Origin of the sequence: Streptomyces sp. NPDC001549, from assembly GCF_042894025.1 — a bacterium.
GTDB lineage: Bacteria > Actinomycetota > Actinomycetes > Streptomycetales > Streptomycetaceae > Streptomyces > Streptomyces kutzneri.
Genome location: NZ_JBIAVJ010000008.1, coordinates 235659 through 253632, shown reverse-complemented (window position 1 = coordinate 253632; position 17974 = coordinate 235659). Strand labels below are relative to the sequence as shown.

At 71.8% G+C, this 17974-nt stretch carries 14 protein-coding genes and 2 pseudogenes; 4 read left to right on the top strand and 12 right to left on the bottom strand.

Features of this window, described 5'->3' with window-relative positions; translation table 11 throughout:
• Positions 1 to 2 precede the first annotated feature (2 nt).
• The 3 genes from ACFY04_RS16650 to ACFY04_RS16640 all read left to right on the top strand — a co-directional run bounded on the left by ACFY04_RS16650 (position 3) and on the right by ACFY04_RS16640 (position 5958).
• Entirely contained in the window at positions 3 to 1553 is a 1551-nt protein-coding gene (locus ACFY04_RS16650) for a hypothetical protein (protein WP_389117264.1), read from the top strand.
• A 350-nt stretch (positions 1554 to 1903) separates the two neighbouring features.
• Positions 1904 to 4690: a SpoIIE family protein phosphatase gene (locus ACFY04_RS16645; protein ID WP_389117262.1), complete on the top strand. Its 2787-nt coding sequence runs from the start codon at positions 1904 to 1906 to the stop codon at positions 4688 to 4690.
• 122 nt (positions 4691 to 4812) lie between these two features.
• Positions 4813 to 5958, top strand: a complete 1146-nt coding sequence (locus ACFY04_RS16640) for an ABC transporter substrate-binding protein (RefSeq protein WP_389117260.1) — start codon at positions 4813 to 4815, stop codon at positions 5956 to 5958.
• Positions 5959 to 6007: 49 nt separating this feature from the next.
• Here the strand turns inward: ACFY04_RS16640 and ACFY04_RS16635 are convergent, their stop codons facing one another.
• The 12 genes and pseudogenes from ACFY04_RS16635 to ACFY04_RS16580 form a co-directional block, all read right to left on the bottom strand.
• Positions 6008 to 6661 carry an ATP-dependent Clp protease proteolytic subunit gene (locus ACFY04_RS16635; RefSeq protein ID WP_389117258.1) on the bottom strand — a complete coding sequence of 218 codons (654 nt, stop codon included), beginning with the start codon at positions 6659 to 6661 and terminating at the stop codon, positions 6008 to 6010.
• A gap of 289 nt (positions 6662 to 6950) precedes the next feature.
• Positions 6951 to 7130: pseudogene (locus ACFY04_RS16630) on the bottom strand (hypothetical protein); the annotation flags it as partial.
• Between the two features lie 95 nt (positions 7131 to 7225).
• Positions 7226 to 7444 carry a hypothetical protein gene (locus ACFY04_RS16625; RefSeq protein ID WP_389117384.1) on the bottom strand — a complete coding sequence of 73 codons (219 nt, stop codon included), beginning with the start codon at positions 7442 to 7444 and terminating at the stop codon, positions 7226 to 7228.
• Positions 7445 to 7523: 79 nt separating this feature from the next.
• Positions 7524 to 7691, bottom strand: a pseudogene (locus ACFY04_RS16620) (aminotransferase class I/II-fold pyridoxal phosphate-dependent enzyme); the annotation flags it as partial.
• 273 nt (positions 7692 to 7964) lie between these two features.
• A complete protein-coding gene (locus tag ACFY04_RS16615; RefSeq protein WP_389117257.1) occupies positions 7965 to 8807 on the bottom strand; it encodes a TauD/TfdA dioxygenase family protein in 843 nt (280 codons plus the stop codon).
• Complete coding sequence (locus tag ACFY04_RS16610) at positions 8789 to 8944, bottom strand: hypothetical protein (protein ID WP_389117254.1); 156 nt, start codon at positions 8942 to 8944, stop codon at positions 8789 to 8791. The genes ACFY04_RS16615 and ACFY04_RS16610 overlap by 19 nt, the downstream gene beginning before the upstream one ends.
• A 373-nt stretch (positions 8945 to 9317) precedes the next feature.
• A complete protein-coding gene (locus ACFY04_RS16605; RefSeq protein ID WP_389117252.1) occupies positions 9318 to 11309 on the bottom strand; it encodes a beta-galactosidase in 1992 nt (663 codons plus the stop codon).
• Positions 11306 to 12343: a zinc-binding dehydrogenase gene (locus ACFY04_RS16600; protein WP_389117250.1), complete on the bottom strand. Its 1038-nt coding sequence runs from the start codon at positions 12341 to 12343 to the stop codon at positions 11306 to 11308. The genes ACFY04_RS16605 and ACFY04_RS16600 overlap by 4 nt, the downstream gene beginning before the upstream one ends.
• A complete protein-coding gene (locus tag ACFY04_RS16595; protein WP_389117249.1) occupies positions 12340 to 13311 on the bottom strand; it encodes an inositol monophosphatase family protein in 972 nt (323 codons plus the stop codon). Before ACFY04_RS16595 ends, ACFY04_RS16600 begins: the two co-directional genes overlap by 4 nt.
• Positions 13308 to 14576, bottom strand: a complete 1269-nt coding sequence (locus ACFY04_RS16590) for an aspartate aminotransferase family protein (RefSeq protein ID WP_389117246.1) — start codon at positions 14574 to 14576, stop codon at positions 13308 to 13310. The genes ACFY04_RS16595 and ACFY04_RS16590 overlap by 4 nt, the downstream gene beginning before the upstream one ends.
• A gap of 413 nt (positions 14577 to 14989) precedes the next feature.
• The gene (locus ACFY04_RS16585; protein ID WP_389117244.1) at positions 14990 to 15592 is read right to left on the bottom strand and encodes an HAD family hydrolase; all 603 of its coding nucleotides are present in this window, start codon (positions 15590 to 15592) and stop codon (positions 14990 to 14992) included.
• 26 nt (positions 15593 to 15618) lie between these two features.
• Entirely contained in the window at positions 15619 to 16845 is a 1227-nt protein-coding gene (locus ACFY04_RS16580; protein ID WP_389117243.1) for an MFS transporter, read from the bottom strand.
• Positions 16846 to 17015: 170 nt separating this feature from the next.
• On the opposite strand from ACFY04_RS16580, the gene ACFY04_RS16575 reads away from it, so the two are divergent.
• Positions 17016 to 17783, top strand: coding sequence for a DeoR/GlpR family DNA-binding transcription regulator (locus tag ACFY04_RS16575; protein WP_389117242.1), 768 nt, complete (start codon positions 17016 to 17018; stop codon positions 17781 to 17783).
• The last annotated feature ends 191 nt before the right edge of the window (positions 17784 to 17974 follow it).

The window sequence follows — 17974 nt, the reverse complement described above, 5'->3', positions numbered from 1 at the left end:
CCGTGGCTGAGATCGGCAGGTTCGTCCTGCTCCCCGTCCTCTTTCTCTTCGGGCTCTCCGCGTACCTGCCCTTCGTCCCCTTCATCGCCGCCCTGCGGGGCCTCGCACTGGTCATGCAGGTGCTCATCGGGTACGGACGCACGCTGGTCGGCGTCCTGTACCGGCGCACCCCCGAGTTCCGGACGCTGCCGCCCTACCGCCCCCAGGACGAGGAGGTGAAGGCGTACCGCAACTACTTCTTCGGCCCGGCCTCCCGCGACCTGCGCCAGCTGCTCACGCTGGAGGGGCGCTCGTACGCCGCCGCGGTCGGCGATTCCTTCCGCGCCGTGACCTCAGGGCAGTTCGTCGCCCCGGCACAGCACCGGGCCTTCACGATTCCGTACGGTCTGACGCTGTACCTGGGACTCTGCGCGGGCGCGGCCCTGGCCCTTCCGCTGCTCGGCCTGCTGTTCGCCCTGCACGCGCTCGTCCTGGCGCTGCTGACGGGCGGGGCCCGGCTCCTCGCCGGCACCCTGAGAGCCGTCGACCGGGCGGTGCTGTGGATGAAGCGGCTCCGCACCGGAATGCTCTGCCCGCACTGCTTCGAGCGAGTGCCCTACCCGGCGTACGACTGCCCCAGCCCCACCTGCCGGCGCCGGCACGCCGACATCCGCCCAGGGACGTACGGCATCTTCCGGCGGCGCTGCGAGTGCGGACAGCGCATGCCGACGCTGCTGATGCTGATGGGCCGGAACTCGCGGCTCCAGGCGTACTGCGTCCACCCGCACTGCGGGAAGCCGATGAACACGGACGCCGGCCACATGCCCGAGGTGGTCATACCGCTGATCGGCGGACAGGCGGCGGGCAAGACCCAGTTGATGGCGGCCATGCTGCTGTCCCTGGAGCAGGCCGCGGCAAACGGCGGTCCGGCGATCACCCTCGCCGACGAGGAGTCGGACGCCAACTACCAGGTGCTGCGCGAGGTACTGCGGATGCGGGGGCACACCCGCGCCACCCAGAAGAGCCTGCCCCGGGCACACTCCTTCGTCCTCGGCGGCGGCCGGTCCCAGCGGTTGGTCCACCTGTTCGACACGGCCGGCGAGCGGTTCGTCGACCGCGAGGACACCGACGCGCTGCGCTACGCACGGGCCGCGCGCACCTTCGTCTTCGTGCTGGACCCGATGGCGGTGAAGGCATTCTGGACCACCATGGACCCGCCGCCCGGCCCGCTGCTGGACCGCACCCTCGGGTCCACGGTCGATCCGGAGGAGGTCTTCGCCCGATCGGTGCAGGCCGTGGCCGCGATGGGCGCCCCACTGCAGCGCTCACGCCTCGCGGTCGCCATCAGCAAGACGGACCTGCTCGCCGAGCACGGCCTGGTACCGGCCGGCCTCGAAGACAGTGACGGCGTCCGGACCTGGCTCCGTGAGGCGCTCGGCCTGCACAGCCTCGTGCAGGGCATGGAGCTGAACTTCCGGGAGGTCCACTTCTTCCGCACGGCCGCGGTGGCGGACGAGGAGGCCGGGGTGGACGACAGCGTCGCGGGGTTCGTCGAGTGGTGCTTGCGGGAGTGAGGAGCAGGGGGTCCCGGTGACCCTGCGTACGAACCCCTCGCGGAGCCGCTGCTCAGCGCCCCTGCCGGGCATCGCGTTCTCGGTACCGAGGGTGACCTCGCCACCTGCGCGCCGACCGGAAGCGCGAGGGGAGGCCCGTGTCCCTTCGCGGCCGGCACGGACTCCGGAGGCCGCCACGGGACACGCCTGGCTGATCTCCACAGGGCCAGGGCGGTCTCCGCGGACCACGAGCGTTCGCGTCCCGGTCGGCCGTCCCCGGGTCTGCCCCGCTGCCGACGGCCCGCAGAGGTTGGAAGATGGATTATGAGCAAAATCCGGGAGCACTCCGGCGCCGGCTGCTCGGTTCGGCCATGAGCTCCTCCGCTCGCCCTCGGCCTCGTCGCTCAGGGCACCGCCAGGAGCGTCAGGATCACGCCCCACCCGCCAAGGGAAGGGCGCGGCGGCCACAGCGTCTTTCCTCCCTGCTGAGCGTGCGCAGCGTGGCCGGCGAGGTGTTCCTCCTGCAGCTGGCCGTCGTGATCCTTCTCGTCGCCGCCGCGGTCGTGGCGCTCGTCGTGCAGGCCCGGAGTTCCGCCATGCTGGACGCCCGGCACCGTACCCTCGCCGCCGCCGGAGCGTTCGCGGAGTCTCCGGGGATCGTCGCCGCCGTGCGCAGCCCCCACCCCAGCGCGGTGCTTCAGCCGAGCGCCCAGGCAGCTGGGAAGATCGCCGGGGTCGACGGGATCAACGTGTACACACTCGACGGGGTCACCCTCGCCCACAGTGACCCGCGGCAGATCGGCAAGCGCGTCGTCGGCCCCTTCGCCGAGGCGGCGGCCGGCAAGTCCTTCACCGAGACGTTCGCCGGGTCCCTGGGGCAGTCCGTGGTCTCGGTGGTCCCCGTCAAGGACGCCGACGGGAAAGTCATCGCCATCGTCTCCTCCCCGGTCACGGTCCAGAACGTCCAGAGCATGGTGAACGGGCAGCTGCCGGTCGTCCTCGGCACCGCTGCCGCCGTGCTCGCCCTGTCGGCGGGCGGGACGGCTCTGGTGAGCCGCCGGCTGCTGCGCCGGACCCACGGCCTGGGACCGGCCGAGATGACCAGCATGTACGAGCACCACGACGCGGTGCTGCACGCGGTGCGCGAGGGCGTACTGATCATCGGCGGCGGCGGACGGCTGCTGCTGGCCAATGACGAGGCGCGGCGGCTGCTGGATCTGCCGGCGGACGCGGAAGGGCTCCCCGTCACGGACCTGGGTCTGGAGGAGGGGATCGCCGGCCCGATGGCGTCGGGCCGTTCCGCGACCGACGAGCTGCACATGGCGGCCGATCGGCTGCTGGCCGTGAACATCCGGCCCACGGCCCCCTACGGGAAGGCCGGGACCGTCGTCACCCTGCGCGACACCACCGAGCTGCGGGCACTCGCCGGCCGGGCCGAGGTGGCTCGCGAGCGGCTGAAGCTGCTGTACGACGCGGGGGTGCAGGTCGGCACGACGCTGAACGTGGAGCGCACCGCGGAGGAGCTGGCGGAGGCGGCGGTCCCGCGGTTCGCCGACGTGGTCACCGTCGACCTGCTGGACCCGGTGCTGCGCGGCGAGGAGCCGCCCGAGGTGATCACGGAGATGCGCCGCACCGCCGTCGTCGGTCTTCAGGGCGACCACCCGCTCTCACCCGTCGGCGAGCTGATCCGGTTCGGGCCCACCGGACCCATGGCCTCCGGGCTGAACGGCGGCCGTGCGGTCCTGGAGGCGGACCTGCGCGCCACCCACCGCTGGCGGGCCCAGCACCAGGCCAACGCCCTGGAGATCCTGGACCGCGGCATCCACTCGCTGATCGTCGTGCCCCTGCGCGCCCGGGGCGTGGTGCTGGGCATGGTCGGCTACTGGCGGGGGCAGGACTCCCCGCCGTTCGACGGGGAGGACGTGTCCTTCGTCGAGGAGCTGACCGCCCGGGCGGCACTGTCCGTCGACAATGCCCGCCGCTACACCCGCGAGCACGACATGGCCGTGACCCTGCAGCGCAGCCTGCTGCCCCGGGGCGTGCCGGAGCAGTCCGCCGTCGAGGTCGCGCACCGCTATCTGGCCGCGCAGGCCGGGGTGGGCGGTGACTGGTTCGATGTCATCCCGCTGCCGGGCACCCGGGTGGCCCTGGTGGTCGGCGACGTCGTCGGCCACGGTCTCCACGCCGCCGCCACCATGGGCCGGCTGCGCACCGCCGTGTACAACTTCTCCACCCTCGACCTGCCCCCGGACGAACTCCTGAGCCACCTGGACGAGCTGGTCGCGCACATCGACGCCGACGGCCAGGAGTGGCAGGGGATCACCGGAGCCACCTGCCTGTGCGCCATCTACGACCCCGTCTCGGGGCAGGTGACCGCCGCCTCCGCCGGGCACCCGGGCCCCGCTCTCGTCGGCCCCGACGGGACCGTGTCCTTCCCCGAGGTGCCGGTCTCCCCGCCGCTGGGCCTGGGCGCGGGTCTTCCCATGGAGACCATGGCGCTCACCCTGCCCGAGGGCTCCCGGCTGGCGCTCTTCACCGACGGGCTGATCGAGAGCCGCGACCGTGATCCGGACGCCGGCCTGGCAGCGCTGCGGGCCGCCCTGTCCGGGCCCGCCCGCACCCCGGAGGAGACCTGCACCGCGGTGATCGACGCAATGCTGCCCTCCAAGCCCAGCGACGACGTCGCGCTGCTGGTGGCCCGCACCCGCCTGCTGGATCCGGCGCGGATCGCCGAATGGGACGTGGAACCCGACCCCGCGGCCGTGTCCCCGGTGCGCAACGCGTGTGCCCGCCGGCTGGCGGAGTGGGGCCTGGAGGACATCTCGTTCACCACGGAACTCATCCTCAGCGAGCTGATGACCAACGCCGTGCGCTATGGCACCGAGCCCATCCGGGTGCGGCTGCTGTACGACCGCTGCCTGGTCTGCGAGGTCTCCGACGGGTCCAGCACCTCCCCGCACCTGCGCCGGGCGGCGGACACCGACGAGGGCGGCCGCGGCCTGTTCCTCGTCGCGCAGTTCGCCGAGCGCTGGGGCACCCGCTACACCGCCCGCGGCAAGATCATCTGGAGCGAGCAGGCGCTCCACGAGGGGGACGCACCGGCCTCGCCGGACCTCGGGGAGGCGCTCCTGGCCGCCTGGGACGACGAAGGGTTCTGAGAACGCACCGCTACGACAGCCGCAGGGAAGACCGCGGACACCACGGCCCGGGACTGCGCCGCCGGGGCTGCCGAACGTACGCTGGCCTCGATCGGTACGCGACCGCCCGTTATGGAGCCTTTGTGCCCGCACCCCGTCTCCGGACAGCCTTCGTCGCCGCCCTCCTGGCCCTCGCGGCGGCGCCCCTCGGCGCCTGCGGAGACAAGCCTGTCGCCGCACCCAGGGCACCCGCGGTGGCCACCTCCGCCGCGGACGCCGGCGGCATGGCGGCACTGACCGCGGCGGCGAAGAAGGAGGGCTCGCTCAATACGATCGCCCTCCCCCGCGACTGGGCCAATTACGGCGCACTGATCGACGGCTTCGAGAAGAAGTACGGGATCAAGGTCAGGGTGGAGAACCCGGAAGGCACCAGCCAGGACGAGATCAACGCCCTGAAGGAGCACAGGCCCGACGGCCGCGCCCCCGACGTGATCGACGTGGGGGGCTCGTTCGCCCAGTCGGCGGCCCGGCAGGGCCTGCTCGCTCCGTACGAGGTCGCCGCGTTCGACCAGATCCCCGAGGAACAGAAGGACAAGCACGCCCGCTGGTACAACAACTACGGCGGGTACATCTCGATCGGCTGTGACGCCAAGCGGGTGAAGACCTGCCCGTCGACCTTCGCCGATCTGCGCAAGCCCGAGTACAAGGGCCAGGTCTCGCTCAACGGCGACCCCACCAGGTCCGGCTCCGCCTTCGCCGGCGTGTACGCGGCGGCCCTGGCGAACGGGGGGTCCTTCGACAACATCCAGCCGGGCATCGACTTCTTCGCCGAGCTCAGCAAGAACGGCAACTTCATCCCGGTCGCATCCTCACCGGAGACGATCGCGAAGGGCCAGACCCCGATCAGCATCGACTGGGACTTCCTCAACCTCGAATACGCCGACCAGTTCCGCGAGAAGGGCGCGGACGTCGACTGGCGGACCGCCATCCCCTTCGACGGCAGCTTCGCCGAGTACTACGCCAACGGGGTGAACAAGGACGCCCCGCACCCCGCGGCGGCACGTCTGTGGCAGGAGTACGTCTTCAGCCCGGAGGGCCAGAACCTCCGGCTCGGCGCCTACGCGCGCCCCGTCCTCATGGAAGCCATGAGGGAGGACGGCACCCTCGACAAGGCTGCCGCGGAGAATCTGCCGACGGTCGAGGGCACGCCGACGTTTCCGACGGAGGAGCAGCGGGAGAAGGCGCGCAGGACCGTCAACCGCAACTGGGCCAAGGCCGTCCCGGGCTGAGATCAGGGCCACCGGTCACGAGCGCGCCCGCGAGCGCGCCCGCGACCGCTCAGCCCAGCCGGCTGACGCGCGGTCCGACGACGTGGTCCACGAGTCCGTACACCACGGCCTCGCGCGCGGTCAGGATCTTGTCGCGCTCGAGGTCCTCGCGGATCCGCTCGATGCCGTGGTGGGAATGGGCGGCCAGCATCATCTCCAACTGCTCGCGCATCCGCAGGATCTCGCGTGCCTGGATCTCCAGATCGGACACCTGACCGCGCCCGCCCTCGATGGAGGGCTGGCGGATGAGCAGCCGGGCACTGGGCAGCGCCATCCGCTTGCCGGGGGTGCCCGCCGCCAGGAGTACCACGGCGGACGAGGCCGCCTGGCCCATGCAGACGGTCGATATGTCGGGGAGCACGTACCGCATCGTGTCGTAGACCGCCGTCAGCGCGGTGAACGAGCCGCCGGGCGAGTTGATGTAGAGCGAGATGTCGCGGTCCGGGTCCATGGACTCCAGACACATGAGCTGGGCCATGATGTCGTTCGCGGACGTGTCGTCGATCGGCGTACCGAGGAAGATGATCCGCTCCTCGAAGAGCTTGGAGTACGGGTCGTACTCGCGACTGCCCTGCGAGGTGCGCTCGGTGAAGCGCGGGAGGATGTAGCGGCCCTCGGAGCGCAGGCGCTCTTCGGCGGCTCGCATCAGGTGGGGGATGTTCATGTGGCCCTCGTCCTCCGTCATTCGTGCGCACTGGCGTGCGATGGCGTCGATGGAACAGCTCCTGCGGTCCGGTCCCGGAGTTCGCCGGGTGAGGACGTCGGAGTGCGGGCGCGGTGTGCGGCGAGTGGAACGCGCAGACCGAGGGGCCGACGCGGGAAATGGTTCCGGGGCACGGAACGAAGCGGCGGATCCGCCCGTTGGAGGGATGAGGACCCGTGCCCGGGACCCTTCCGTAAGTTACCGCTCATTTCCCGTACGCTCCTTCATTTCCGCGTGCCGGCCGGCTTCTTCAGAGCTGCCAGGAGGACTGCACGGAGGCGAAGGCCTGATCGACCAGATCGGCCGGCTCCTCCTTGCCGCCCGTATCGACCCATCTCTCCGTCGCGGCTCCGGCGACCGCGACACAGGTCGCGGCGAGGGTGCGCACGCCGAGGCCGTCCTCTCCGACTCCCATGCGCTCGGCCACGAGCGGGGTGAGGCCTCGGTGATCCGCCGGTAGCGCTCCCAGGTCTTGGCCCGCAGCGCGGGTACCCGCCAGATCGGCCGGCGGCGCTCGTAGAGGAGTCATGACCCGCACGGCCCGAGTGCCTGGCGGGCGCCGGACCGGTAGCGGTCGGCCGCCGAGAGGAAGGCGTCGTTCTCCTCCGGCAGCCCGACGGTGACGCGGACGCCGTCCCCGGGGAAGGTCCGCACGAGCACTCCGTGGCGGGCGCAGAAGTCGGCGAAATCGGCGGCCTCCTCCCCCAGGGGCAGCCACACGGAGTTGGCCTGCGAGGGGGTCACCGGGTGGCCGTGGCGCGTCAACAGGGTCTGCAGCCGCTGCCGTTCGCGGACGGTCGCCGCGGAGCGCGCGCACCTCCTCGGGGCGGTCGAGTACGGCGAGGGCCGCCGCCTGGGCGAGCCGGCTGACCGCGAAGGGGACGGACACCTTGTGGACGGCGGACACCACGGCCGGCGCCGCCACGCAGTACCCGATGCGCACGCCGGCGAGCCCGTACGCGGTCTTGTCGTAGCGCCGGACGCCGCACACGCGCCGTGCGCCGCCGGGGCCCCTGATGACGTCCACGATGTACTCGGTGCCGTCCAGGAAGGACTGGGCGAGCAACTCGTCGTTGTACCGGCCGAAGATGTCCCGGCTAGGAGGCCGGCTCCTTCACCGTGCGGGCGGGGTGTCGGCCGCGTCCTGGACCGCGTCGGCCGGGTACGGGCGCAGGTCCGGCGGGGGTACGCAGTCCGGGAACTCGACGAGCGTGCTCCGCAGGTGCACGACGTCCGCGCCGGTCGGCGCGGCGGCGGGGCGTGCTCACGCGGCGGCGGCGCTGACGCGGTGGACGGTCCGGGATACGCCGGGCGGCAGGTCGGTGGCGACGTGGTAGGTGGTGGCGGACTTCCACAGCAGCAGGTCGTGCGGGGTCCACTGGTGGGTGTACGTCCGGTCGGGGTCGGCCAGGAGGGTGTCGACGAGGTCGAAGAACTCCTCGTTCTCGTTGGCGTCGAGGCCCACGACCCGGTCCATGTAGGCGCGGGCGCCGTACAGGAAGCGGCGGCCGGTGTGCGGGTCGCGGCGGACGACGGGGTGTTCGACGGCCGGGTACTGGCGGGCGACGAGGGCGCGCACCTCGGCGATCGACAGGCCCACGTGCTCGGGGGCGATGCGCTGCTGCTTGGTGAGGGTGTGCAGCCCGATGCGGTCCCACAGCAGGTCGCGCCAGTCCTCGGGCAGCCGGTCGTAGACGTCGGCGGCGCTCGCGAAGACGGTCTGGCCGTGCCCCTCGGGCACAAGGACGCCGTGCAGCACGGTGTAGGCGCAGGGGTCGGCGTCGAAGGAGGAGTCCTGGTGCCAGAAGTGGCCGACCCGCTCGATCCCGATCGGCCGGCCGGCCTTGCGCTCGTTGGACGAGACGAGGATCTCGGCGAACTCGGGGTGGCGCCAGTCGGCGAGCGGGGAGGGGACGGGCCGGCCGATGCGGGCGGCGATGCCGATCTGCTGCTGGGGGGGGGTGAGATCGATGCCGCGGACGACGACGAGATCGCGCTGGTGCAGGGAGTCGACGACGTCGGCGAAGACCTCGGGGCGGGTGAGTCCGGTGTGGGTGAGTCCGGTGTACTCGACGCCGATGAAGGGGGTCAGGTCACGCTTGTGCACGGTTCCTCCTTGTGCCAGGTGTACGGGTGGGTGCGGGCGGCGGGCAGCAGCAGGCAGGCGGCGCAGACCGCCGCTCCGGCGGCCGCCCACGGGGCCGCGATGAAGGCCAGGCCGACGCCGCCGGAGAACAGGCCCATGGTGCGGTCGGCGGCCGGTCCGGAGAGCCTGCTGACGTAGTCGAGCAGTCCGGGGAAGACGACGATCTCCCGGCCGTCCGCACGAGGGTGGCGAGCGCCAGCTCTGCAGCCGGCCGAGGAGCCGTCCGGCGGCCAGGTCCGCGGCGAGGGCGCCGGCCCCGAAGGCGGTGACGACCAGGCCCGCCCCGGCCGCGTCCAGGCCGCCCCCGCCCAGCAAGTGGGGGGAGAGGAAGGGCCCGTCAGGCGGAGCCCGTCGCGGCACCGCGGTCCGGCGGAGCCGGCAGTGGGACCGCCACCGGGGAGGGACCGCGGGCGGGTGGGGCCGGGCGGCGGGGGGCGCGCTGTCAGGTACGCTCCCCCGCCGCCCGGGTTCTCAGGAGGCCCGGACGCGCATGGCGTCGGCCTGCTCGCCGCCCCAGAGGAGGGCGACGGGGGTGGCGGACGGCTCCTCGGGGGTGGCGAGCCAACCCGCGAGTGCACCGTCGCGCGTGACGAGGACCGCGGCGGAACCGGCGGGCAGGTCCAGCGTCCAGCCGCCGCCGGTGCCGGTGCCGGTGACCCGGTCGTCGGCGTCGGTGCCGGTGACCCGGTCGTCGGCGTCGGTGGGGTTGAAGGCGCCGATGACGCGGACGCCGTCGGGGCCGGACCGGCTCAGGACGCGGGCCCTGCCGTGCGCCGTGTTCCAGCGCGGGCCGGCCGGTGCCGGGAGCGCGGCGGCGAACGAGGCGAGGAACGCGGCGGCCGCGCCGTCCGCGGACTCGCCGGCCGGGAGCGTCAGTTCGCCGGGGCCGTCACCGTCGGGGTGCCCGGCGCGCAGCACGGCGACGGGGACGGGGGTGCCGTCGGCGGCGGGCGCCGGCCGCTCGTCGAGCCAGCCGAGCCCGATCAACCGTCCGGAGTCGGCCAGTTGGCGGTGCACGGCGTCCGCGAGTTCCGCGAGGACGGTGGGGCCGGTGCGCTGCCAGGCGCCGGCCTCGGGCAGGGCCCGGTCGACGAGGACCACCGCGTCGCGGTCCAGGACGGAGCCGGACAGCAGGTCGCCGAAGCGGTCGAGGAACACGGCCAGCAGCTTCAGGCCCTGGGCGTTCGCCTGGCGGGCACCGCCCTCGGCGAGCGGTGCGCCCGGGGTGTACGGCGGTGCGTGCAGGGCGGGATCCACCCCGTCGGCACGCAGCCCGTCGGGGTCCATGTCGACCAGCGGGCCCCAGTTCTCCGTGGCGCAGGCGGTGTAGACGCTGACGGTGGTGGAGCCCAGCAGGAGGGCCAGCAGGGCGTTGAAGACGGGGGTCGCCGGCCGGGCGAAGGACTCGTCGGTCCAGGTGAACCCCCAGTTCGCCTCGACCACGTCGGTACCGCCGAGGAGGATCCCGGCCAGGTGGGAGCCGAAGGCGGCGGTCTCCCGGGCCGGGTTGCCGATCCATTCGGTGTGGCCGACGAAGTACCCGGAGCCCTGGACGGCGCGCTGCCGGGCGGCCCAGGCGTCGAGGGCGGCGCGCGGTGCGGTGACCCCGGTGAGGGGGACGTTGGCCAGCCGGGCCGGGCCTTCGGGGAAGAGCGCGGAGATCCGGTCCCACAGGCCGACGATGGCGTGCCCGGACCACCGGGACCACTGCTGTCGCGTGGCGCTGGTCCACCGGGTGACGTCCTCGGTGGCGAGGGCGGCCTCGTCGGGCAGGCCGCGCCCGGTCAGCCAGCGGGCGAAGGCCCGGCGGGCGGCCGGCGAGGCGTCCTGGGCGTCGACGGGGAGGTGGGCGTCGCCGCAGGTGCCCTCGTTGCCGAGCTGGAGGGCGACGACGGGGCCGTCGGGGGCGGCGGCCCCGGCGACGACCTCGTCGGCGACGGCCTTCAGCCAGGTCTCGGTCTCGGCATGGACGGCAGGGTCGAGGAGGCTGGGCAGCGGCTTGCCCTGGGAGGTGAGGACGGTGCCGTCCAGCCCCTGGTAGGGGGTGTGCCCGGGGCCGCAGAGACGGTCGGGCAGCCCGCCGAGCTGGACCTCGGCGTGGATGAAGGGGCCGGGCTTGAGGAGGACGCCCAGCCCGGCGGCGGCGGCCAGTTCCAGCAGTCCGACGATGTCGCGCTGCGGGTCGGTCTTCCCGGTGAAGTCGAAGGAGGGGCCGCCCTGCGCGGGGCGGTCGCCCTGCGCGGAGCGGTCGCCTGGTGCGCCGGGGAGCGGATCGCCGGTCTCGTGGAAGCGCCACGGGACGTAGCAGGAGACGACGTCCACGCCGAGGGCACGCAGTTCGCGCAGGTCGGCGGCCCAGTGGGCGGGGGCGGCCCGGTAGTACGGGTACTCGCCGACGACGACGGGCCGGGTGGTGCCGGGGACGAGCGCTCCGGCGAGTGCGGTGCGCGGGGCGGGGCTCATGCGGCCGCTCCGTCGTGCGGGGGTACGAGGACGACCTTCAGGGCGGTGTACTCGGCGCCGGGGACGGCGGCGAGTGCCTTGAACGCCTCCTCGTGGTCGGCGAGGTCGAAGCGGTGGGTGACCACGCGCTCCAGCGGCAGCTGCCGGGCCAGCTCGACGGCCTTGGGGAAGATCTTGCTGTTGTAGTCGCCGGCGCCGATGATCTGCAGGCCGCGCTGGAGCAGGGTGAGCGGCCGGACGGTGGCGGAGGCGTTGCTGTTGAAGCCCATGACCACGACGCGGCCGCGCACGGCGGCATAGCCGATGCTCTGCTCCAGGAGGTTGCCCACGGAGTCGACGACGAGGTCGCCGCGTCCGGTGAGGGCGGGGTCGTCCGGGGTGTGGACGGTGACGCGGCCGCCGAACTCGGGGGCGTCGAAGATCTCCTGGCCGAGCCGGCCGCGTACCGGGTCGGGTTCGACGAGGAGGACCGTGGCGCCGTAGCGCTGGGCGGCCATGGCGGTGACCACGCCCATGGGGCCGCCACCGACGACGACGGCGGTCTCGCCGGCCGCCAGGCGGCCGGCCTCGATGTTGTTGAGTGCGCAGGCGAGGGGTTCGACGACGACGGCGCGGTCGAAGTCCATGTCCTCGGGGATCGCGTGGCAGAAGAGCTCGGGGAGGCGGATGAACTCGGCGAAGGAGCCGTCGTAGTCCAGTCCGACCTCGGTCCCGGCCTTGCGGCCGCAGAAGTTCCAGTGGCCTTCGAGGCAGGTGGGGCAGTTTCCGCAGTACAGGGTCGGGTTGACGATGACCCGGTCGCCGACGGCGAAGCGGGTGACGCCCGGGCCCGTGGAGTCGACGACGCCGACGGCCTCGTGGCCCATGACGACACCGGTCTCGGCCGGGAACTTGCCGACGAGGACGCTGCGGTCGGTCCCGCAGATGCCGCTCTGGGTGACGCGGATGACGATGTCGTCCGCGGCCACCGGCTCCGGCTTGGGGTGGTCGACGAGGGCGAGCGTGCGGTCGGCGGTGAGCGTCAGGGCCTTCATGATTCCTCCCTCACGGGCGCGGCGGCGGCGCGACCCAGGTCCCAGCGGATGGTGTCGAGCAGCTGCTTGTGGAGTTCGGGGGTGGCGGCGGCGATGCAGGACTTCTGGTTCATCGGGCCGAGGTCCACCAGGGAGGTGCTGCCGAGGTCGTCGCCGAAGGCGTCCGTGATGACGACGCCGGCCTGCCGGGCGAGGTAGACGACGGCGGCGATGTCGTAGGGGAAGAGGTGGAGGATCGAGCCGCGGCCGACCCGCAGGAACGCCTCTTCGGTGTCCGGGTGGTCGCGCAGCACGCGGTTGCCGATGTCGACGTAGGCGTCGAGCTGGCCGGTGATGATGCGGGAGATGGAGAAGGTGCTGCTGTTGAAGACGAAGATGCCGCCGGTGTTGGCCGAACTGTCCACGAGGTGGCCGTAGGCCTGGGTCATCAGGTCCATCGGGTGGCCGTTGAACTCGATCGACCAGAACATGTGGGTCGGGTCGGTGTTCCGGCTCAGCCTCGGGACCGGGGTGGCGAATCCGCCGCTGTCGAGGCCGTCGGTGTCGTCGCCGTAGAGCCATGCGCCGCTCTTGATCTCGACCAGGCAGGCGGCATCGACGTCGGCGAGGGTGGGCTTGCCGTCGCGGTAGGGGGCGGCCGCGATGGACACCATGCCCATTTCGAGACCGGCCGAGGTGGGACGGGTGCCGTCGATCGGGTCGACGACCAGGAGGATCTGCGGCTCGGGGGCGAGCTCCACGTAGGAGCCGTCCTCGGTGTAGAGGGCCGCGGGGACGTGGGCGTGTTCGCGCAGGTACTCCAGTACGGCCTTCTCGGCCACCTCGTCGACGTCGAACTGGGCGTCGCCGCCGGGCGAGTCGCCGTGGACGCTGCGCTCGCGGCCGGTGGCCTCGTAGGCGAGGAGTTCGGCGCGGACGTGCTGTCCGAGGGAGGTGAGCAGCCGCTTCATCGGGTTGTCGGCGGTCATCGGGCCAACTCCGTGAGGAAGAGGTTCTCCAGGTTGTCGCAGATCTCCTCGGCCTGGTCCATGGTGAGAATCAGCGGCGGGCGGATCTTGAGGACGTTGCCGTAGCCGTAGCGCGAGGTGCGCAGGATCAGGCCGTGGTCCATGGCCTTGGCGGCCAGGTGGTTGGTGAGCTTCACGGCGGGCTTGCCGTCGGCTTCGGCGATCTCGAAGCCGATCATCAGTCCTACGCCGCGGACGTCGACGATCTCCGGGTAGCGGCGCTTCATGTCGTTGAGGCGTTCCATGATGTAGCCGCCCGTGCGGGTGACGTTCGCCAGGAATTCGGGCTGCCGCACGATGTCGAGGGTGGCGTTGGCCGCGGCGGCGGCCAGCAGGTTGGCGCCGTAGGTGAACGAGTGGTGGTTCGCGGGGAGGCCGGCGAGCCGCTCGTTGGTGATGATGGCGGCGACCTGCGCACCCGATCCGCCGAGGCCCTTGGCGGTGGTGATGGCGTCGGGTTCGACGTCGAAGTACTGGGCCGCGAACATGTGGCCGGTGCGGCCGATGCCCGTCTGGATCTCGTCGAATATGAGGGCGATGTTCTGCTCGTCGCAGAAGGCGCGCAGTTTCTGCATGTAGCCGTCCGGCGGGACGATGTTGCCGCCGTTTCCGGAGATCGGCTCGATGAGGACGGCGGCGACCCGGCCGGAGCTGGCGTAGTCGACGAAGTCCTCCAGCCGGTCCACGCACATCATTCCGCAGGAGCCTTCCTTCTGCCCGTAGAAGCAGCGGAAGCAGTACGGGTCGGGAACCTGGAGGCTGCCGGGAAAGAGGTTGGGGAACGGCTCGCGGCGGAACGCGTTGCCGGACATCGACGTCATCATCATCGTCTGTCCCACGTGGCTGCGGAACAGCGTGATGACCTCGGACTTGCCGGTGGCCATCTGGGCCATCTTGATGGCGCCCTCGTTGGCGGCGGAGCCGCCCGAGACCTTGGGGTGCACCTTCGTCAGGTTGTCCGGGGAGACCTCGACCAGCCGCCGGACCAGGCCGTTGACCGGATCGCTCTGATAGGAGGAGGTGATGTGGACCACCTTGTCGAGCTGGTCCTTCATCGCGGCGACGACGGCCGGGTGGGAGTATCCCAGGCTCAGGTTGAAGGTCGCCGACGCGCAGTCGAGGTAGCTCTTGCCGTCCTCGTCGTAGAGGTAGACACCCTCACCCCGCGCCATCTTGTAGTCGCTGACGGGATAATAGATGTGCTCGGTAACGTCCTTGGTTTCCATCGGTCCCTCTCACACGGGTCGTTCGAGACGTCAACGCGTCGAAAAATGGACGGCGGAATTGCAACTCACGTCCAATGGAAAAGAATTCGGATACGGCGGCTTGATGCCGGTGGGGGCGGCCCGGATACTTCACCCGTTGGAGACAGGGATCTCGCGGCAGCGCCTTCTCTTTCATCTGATCACATTCCAACTCGGCCTGACAAGTGACCATTTGGAGATGCAGATCTCTTTGCTCCCTTGCGATCCGGTTTTACTGGCCGGGAAAGACGAAGGCGCCGGCGGAGCCGCTCAGGGAACGGGACACGGCCGTCGCGGCGCGCGCGACGGGCAGCCCCGCGGAGCCCGGCGAGGCCCCGGCCCGTCTTGGTCTCGCGGCGCGGCGGCGCACAGGGCGCAGAGCTGCGCCGGGGCCGTCACGTCAACGCCGCCTCCAGGGTGACCCACAGCTCTTCGGGCGAGGTGAACACGTGCCCCTGGAGGCCGAGTCGGCGGGCCGCGTCCACGTTCTCGGCCCGGTCGTCGACGAACAGGATCTCCCCGTGCGGCAGTCCGAGCTCGCGGACGCACCACTCGTAGGCGGCGGGTTCGGGCTTGGCGCTGCCGATCCGGCAGGAGAGACCGCGGACCGCGAACCGCTCCAGCCACGGCTGGGTGGCCTCGTACCGGGCGGCCAGGTCCTCCGGGATGTTGGAGAGGAGGCCGAGCACGATCCCCCGGCCGGCGAGGAGGCCGAGCAGGTCCACGGTGCGCTGGTCGATCTCGCTCCAGCTGGCGAGGTCGGCGGCGGTCAGCTCCTCGGTCAGCCGCCGGTCGAGCGGGATGCCCAGCTGCGCGCAGACGGCCTGCCAGTAGCCGGGCCCGGTGACCTCGCCGCGGTCGTAGGGCGGCCGCTGCGCCCAGTACGCCGCCCAGAAGCGGTCGGGGTCGCCGCCGACCGTGCGTTCCAGGACGGCCATGGAGGCGGGCGACTGGACACGTGCGATGACACCGAACATGTCGAAGAGGACGGCTTTCATCCTTCGGTTCCTCACGTTCTACGGGTTCAGGGTGTGGTGACGGCGTCCGTACGCCCGGAGTCGCGCGGGCCGGACACACCACCGGGGTCGGGGGCGTTGCGGCGCAGCCACAGGCTCAGCACGCCGCAGATGACGGCGAGCAGGAACAGCAGCAGCGGCACCGTCTTCACCTCCATCGTGTCGATGACGGCGCCCAGCAGGGGCGGGAACGCCACACCGCCGATCATCGAGGCGGCGATCACATAGGCACCGGCGGCGCCGACGCCGGGTACGGCGCGGTTCAGCCAGGGCAGGCAGGTCGGGAAGATCGGCGCGATCATCAGGCCGACGCCGAAGTACGCGTACGGGGCGAGCGCCGGGACCGTCGCCAGGAGGAGGAAGCCGGCCATGCCGACGCAGCAGACGAGGAGGATCGACGGCGCGGACCAGCGCAGGCTGATCGGCGCGGCGACGAACCGGCCGATGGTCATGGCGGCCCAGTAGGCGGAGGTCGCGGTCGCGGCGGTGGCGGCGCCGTACCCGACCGCTTCGAGGTGGGTGGGTTCCCAGCCGCCGACGCCGGTCTCGATGGCGACGTGCAGGACGTAGACGCCGATGAACACCGCGATGATCGGAAGCACCCGGGCGCCTCCTGCCGGGGCGCCCTCCGCGGGGACGGGGGCGGGCTCCCGGGCGGCCACCCCGCCGAGGGTGACGAGGATCAGCAGGCTGATCACGCCGGTGCCGATGAAGATCTCCGGGTAGCTGTCCGCCCCGAGCCAGCCGATCAGGGCGGGGCCGGCGATCGCGCCGATGCCGAAGTGTCCGTTCAGCAGGTTGAGCATGGCGGTGCTGCGGTGGCCGAAGCCGACGGCGAAGAGCTGGTTGAGGCCGTAGTCGATGCCGCCGAAGCCCAGGCCGATGACGAACGTGCCGGCGAGCGCGAGCGCCCAGCTCGGGGAGAAGGCGAAGACGGCCGCGCCGACGGCCATGAGCACGTAGGAGCCGCCGAGCAGCACCCGGTTGTTCAGGCGGCCCCGCAGGAGGTGGTAGATCAGCACCCCGAGGAGGGCACCTACGAAGTGGGCACTGAGGCTGAGCCCGGCCACGGCCGGGCTGATGCCGAACTCGTCCCGCAGGGCCGGGATCGCCGGACCGTAGAGCGCCTGGAGGGCGCCGATCACCACGAACGCCAGGCACGAGGCGCCGATCGCGACGGTGGTGAGGAGGGGCTTCCCTCCTTCTGGCAGGTCGGCCTCACGGGTGGCGGTCATGGCTCTCCTCATCGGTCACGTCCGAATGAACACGATCAACGTTCACAACAGCAGGAAGTTCCCACCGTTCCGCTCAAGCTACACATCGTCGATGTTCGTTTCAACAGTTTGGATGTTCGAAACGCACATCCCGGCAGCCCTCCGCCCCCATCTGTGCTAAAAGCAGACACATGAACGTGATGGAGAGGCACAAGTTCGTCGTGGGACTGCTCATGCAGCAGAACCGCGCGACGGTGGCCGAGCTGGCCCAGGCCACCGGGGCGTCCGAGATGACCATCCGCCGGGACCTGGAAGTACTGGAGTCCCGGGGAGCGCTGCGCCGCGTGCGCGGCGGGGCGGTGAGCAGCCTGCCCGGCGGCGTCGAGCCCCCCTACGCGATCCGGGCCATGTCCGGAGCGCAGGCCAAGGAGCGGCTCGCGCGCGCCGTGGTCGAACTGCTCACCGACGGCGAGACGGTCGCGCTGGACACGGGCACGACCGCCGTGGCCATCGCCAAGGCCATGGCGGACCGCCAGCTCACCGTCGCACCCCTCTCACTGCACGCGGCCTTCACGCTGTCCGCGTATCCCGGCATCCAGCTGGTGATGCCCGGCGGGCAGGTGCGCCCCGAGGAGCTGTCCTTCTACGGCCACGCGCCCGTGCAGACCTTCAAGGACCTGTGCTTCGACACGTTCATCCTGGGCTGTTGCGGGGTCGACCCCGTCCAGGGCGCCACCGCCTACAACCTCGACGACGTACAGGTGAAGCGGGCGGCCGTCGCCGCGGCGCAGCGCGTGATCCTCGTCGCGACCGCCGACAAGATCGGCCGCGCGGCGCTGGGCCGCATCTGCTCCATGGAGGAGATCGCCCTCGTCGTGACGGACGCCCCCGCGGACTCCCCCGCGGTCGAGGTGCTGCGCGACCAGGGGGTCGAGGTGGTCCATCCGGCGGACGACTGAGCCCGGCGGCCGGCCCGGGCGGCCCCGGCGGGCGGGGCCCGCCGGTCGTTGGGGATCCATGCGAACGCGCCTTTCCTGCACGGTGCGCATCCCCGATCGGCGCGCCCCGTCCCAGCATCGAGGGGGAGGCGGCCGCCCGCCAATGGGGTGCGACCGTCGTCTTACCGACTGTCGGAAAGACGACAGCAAGT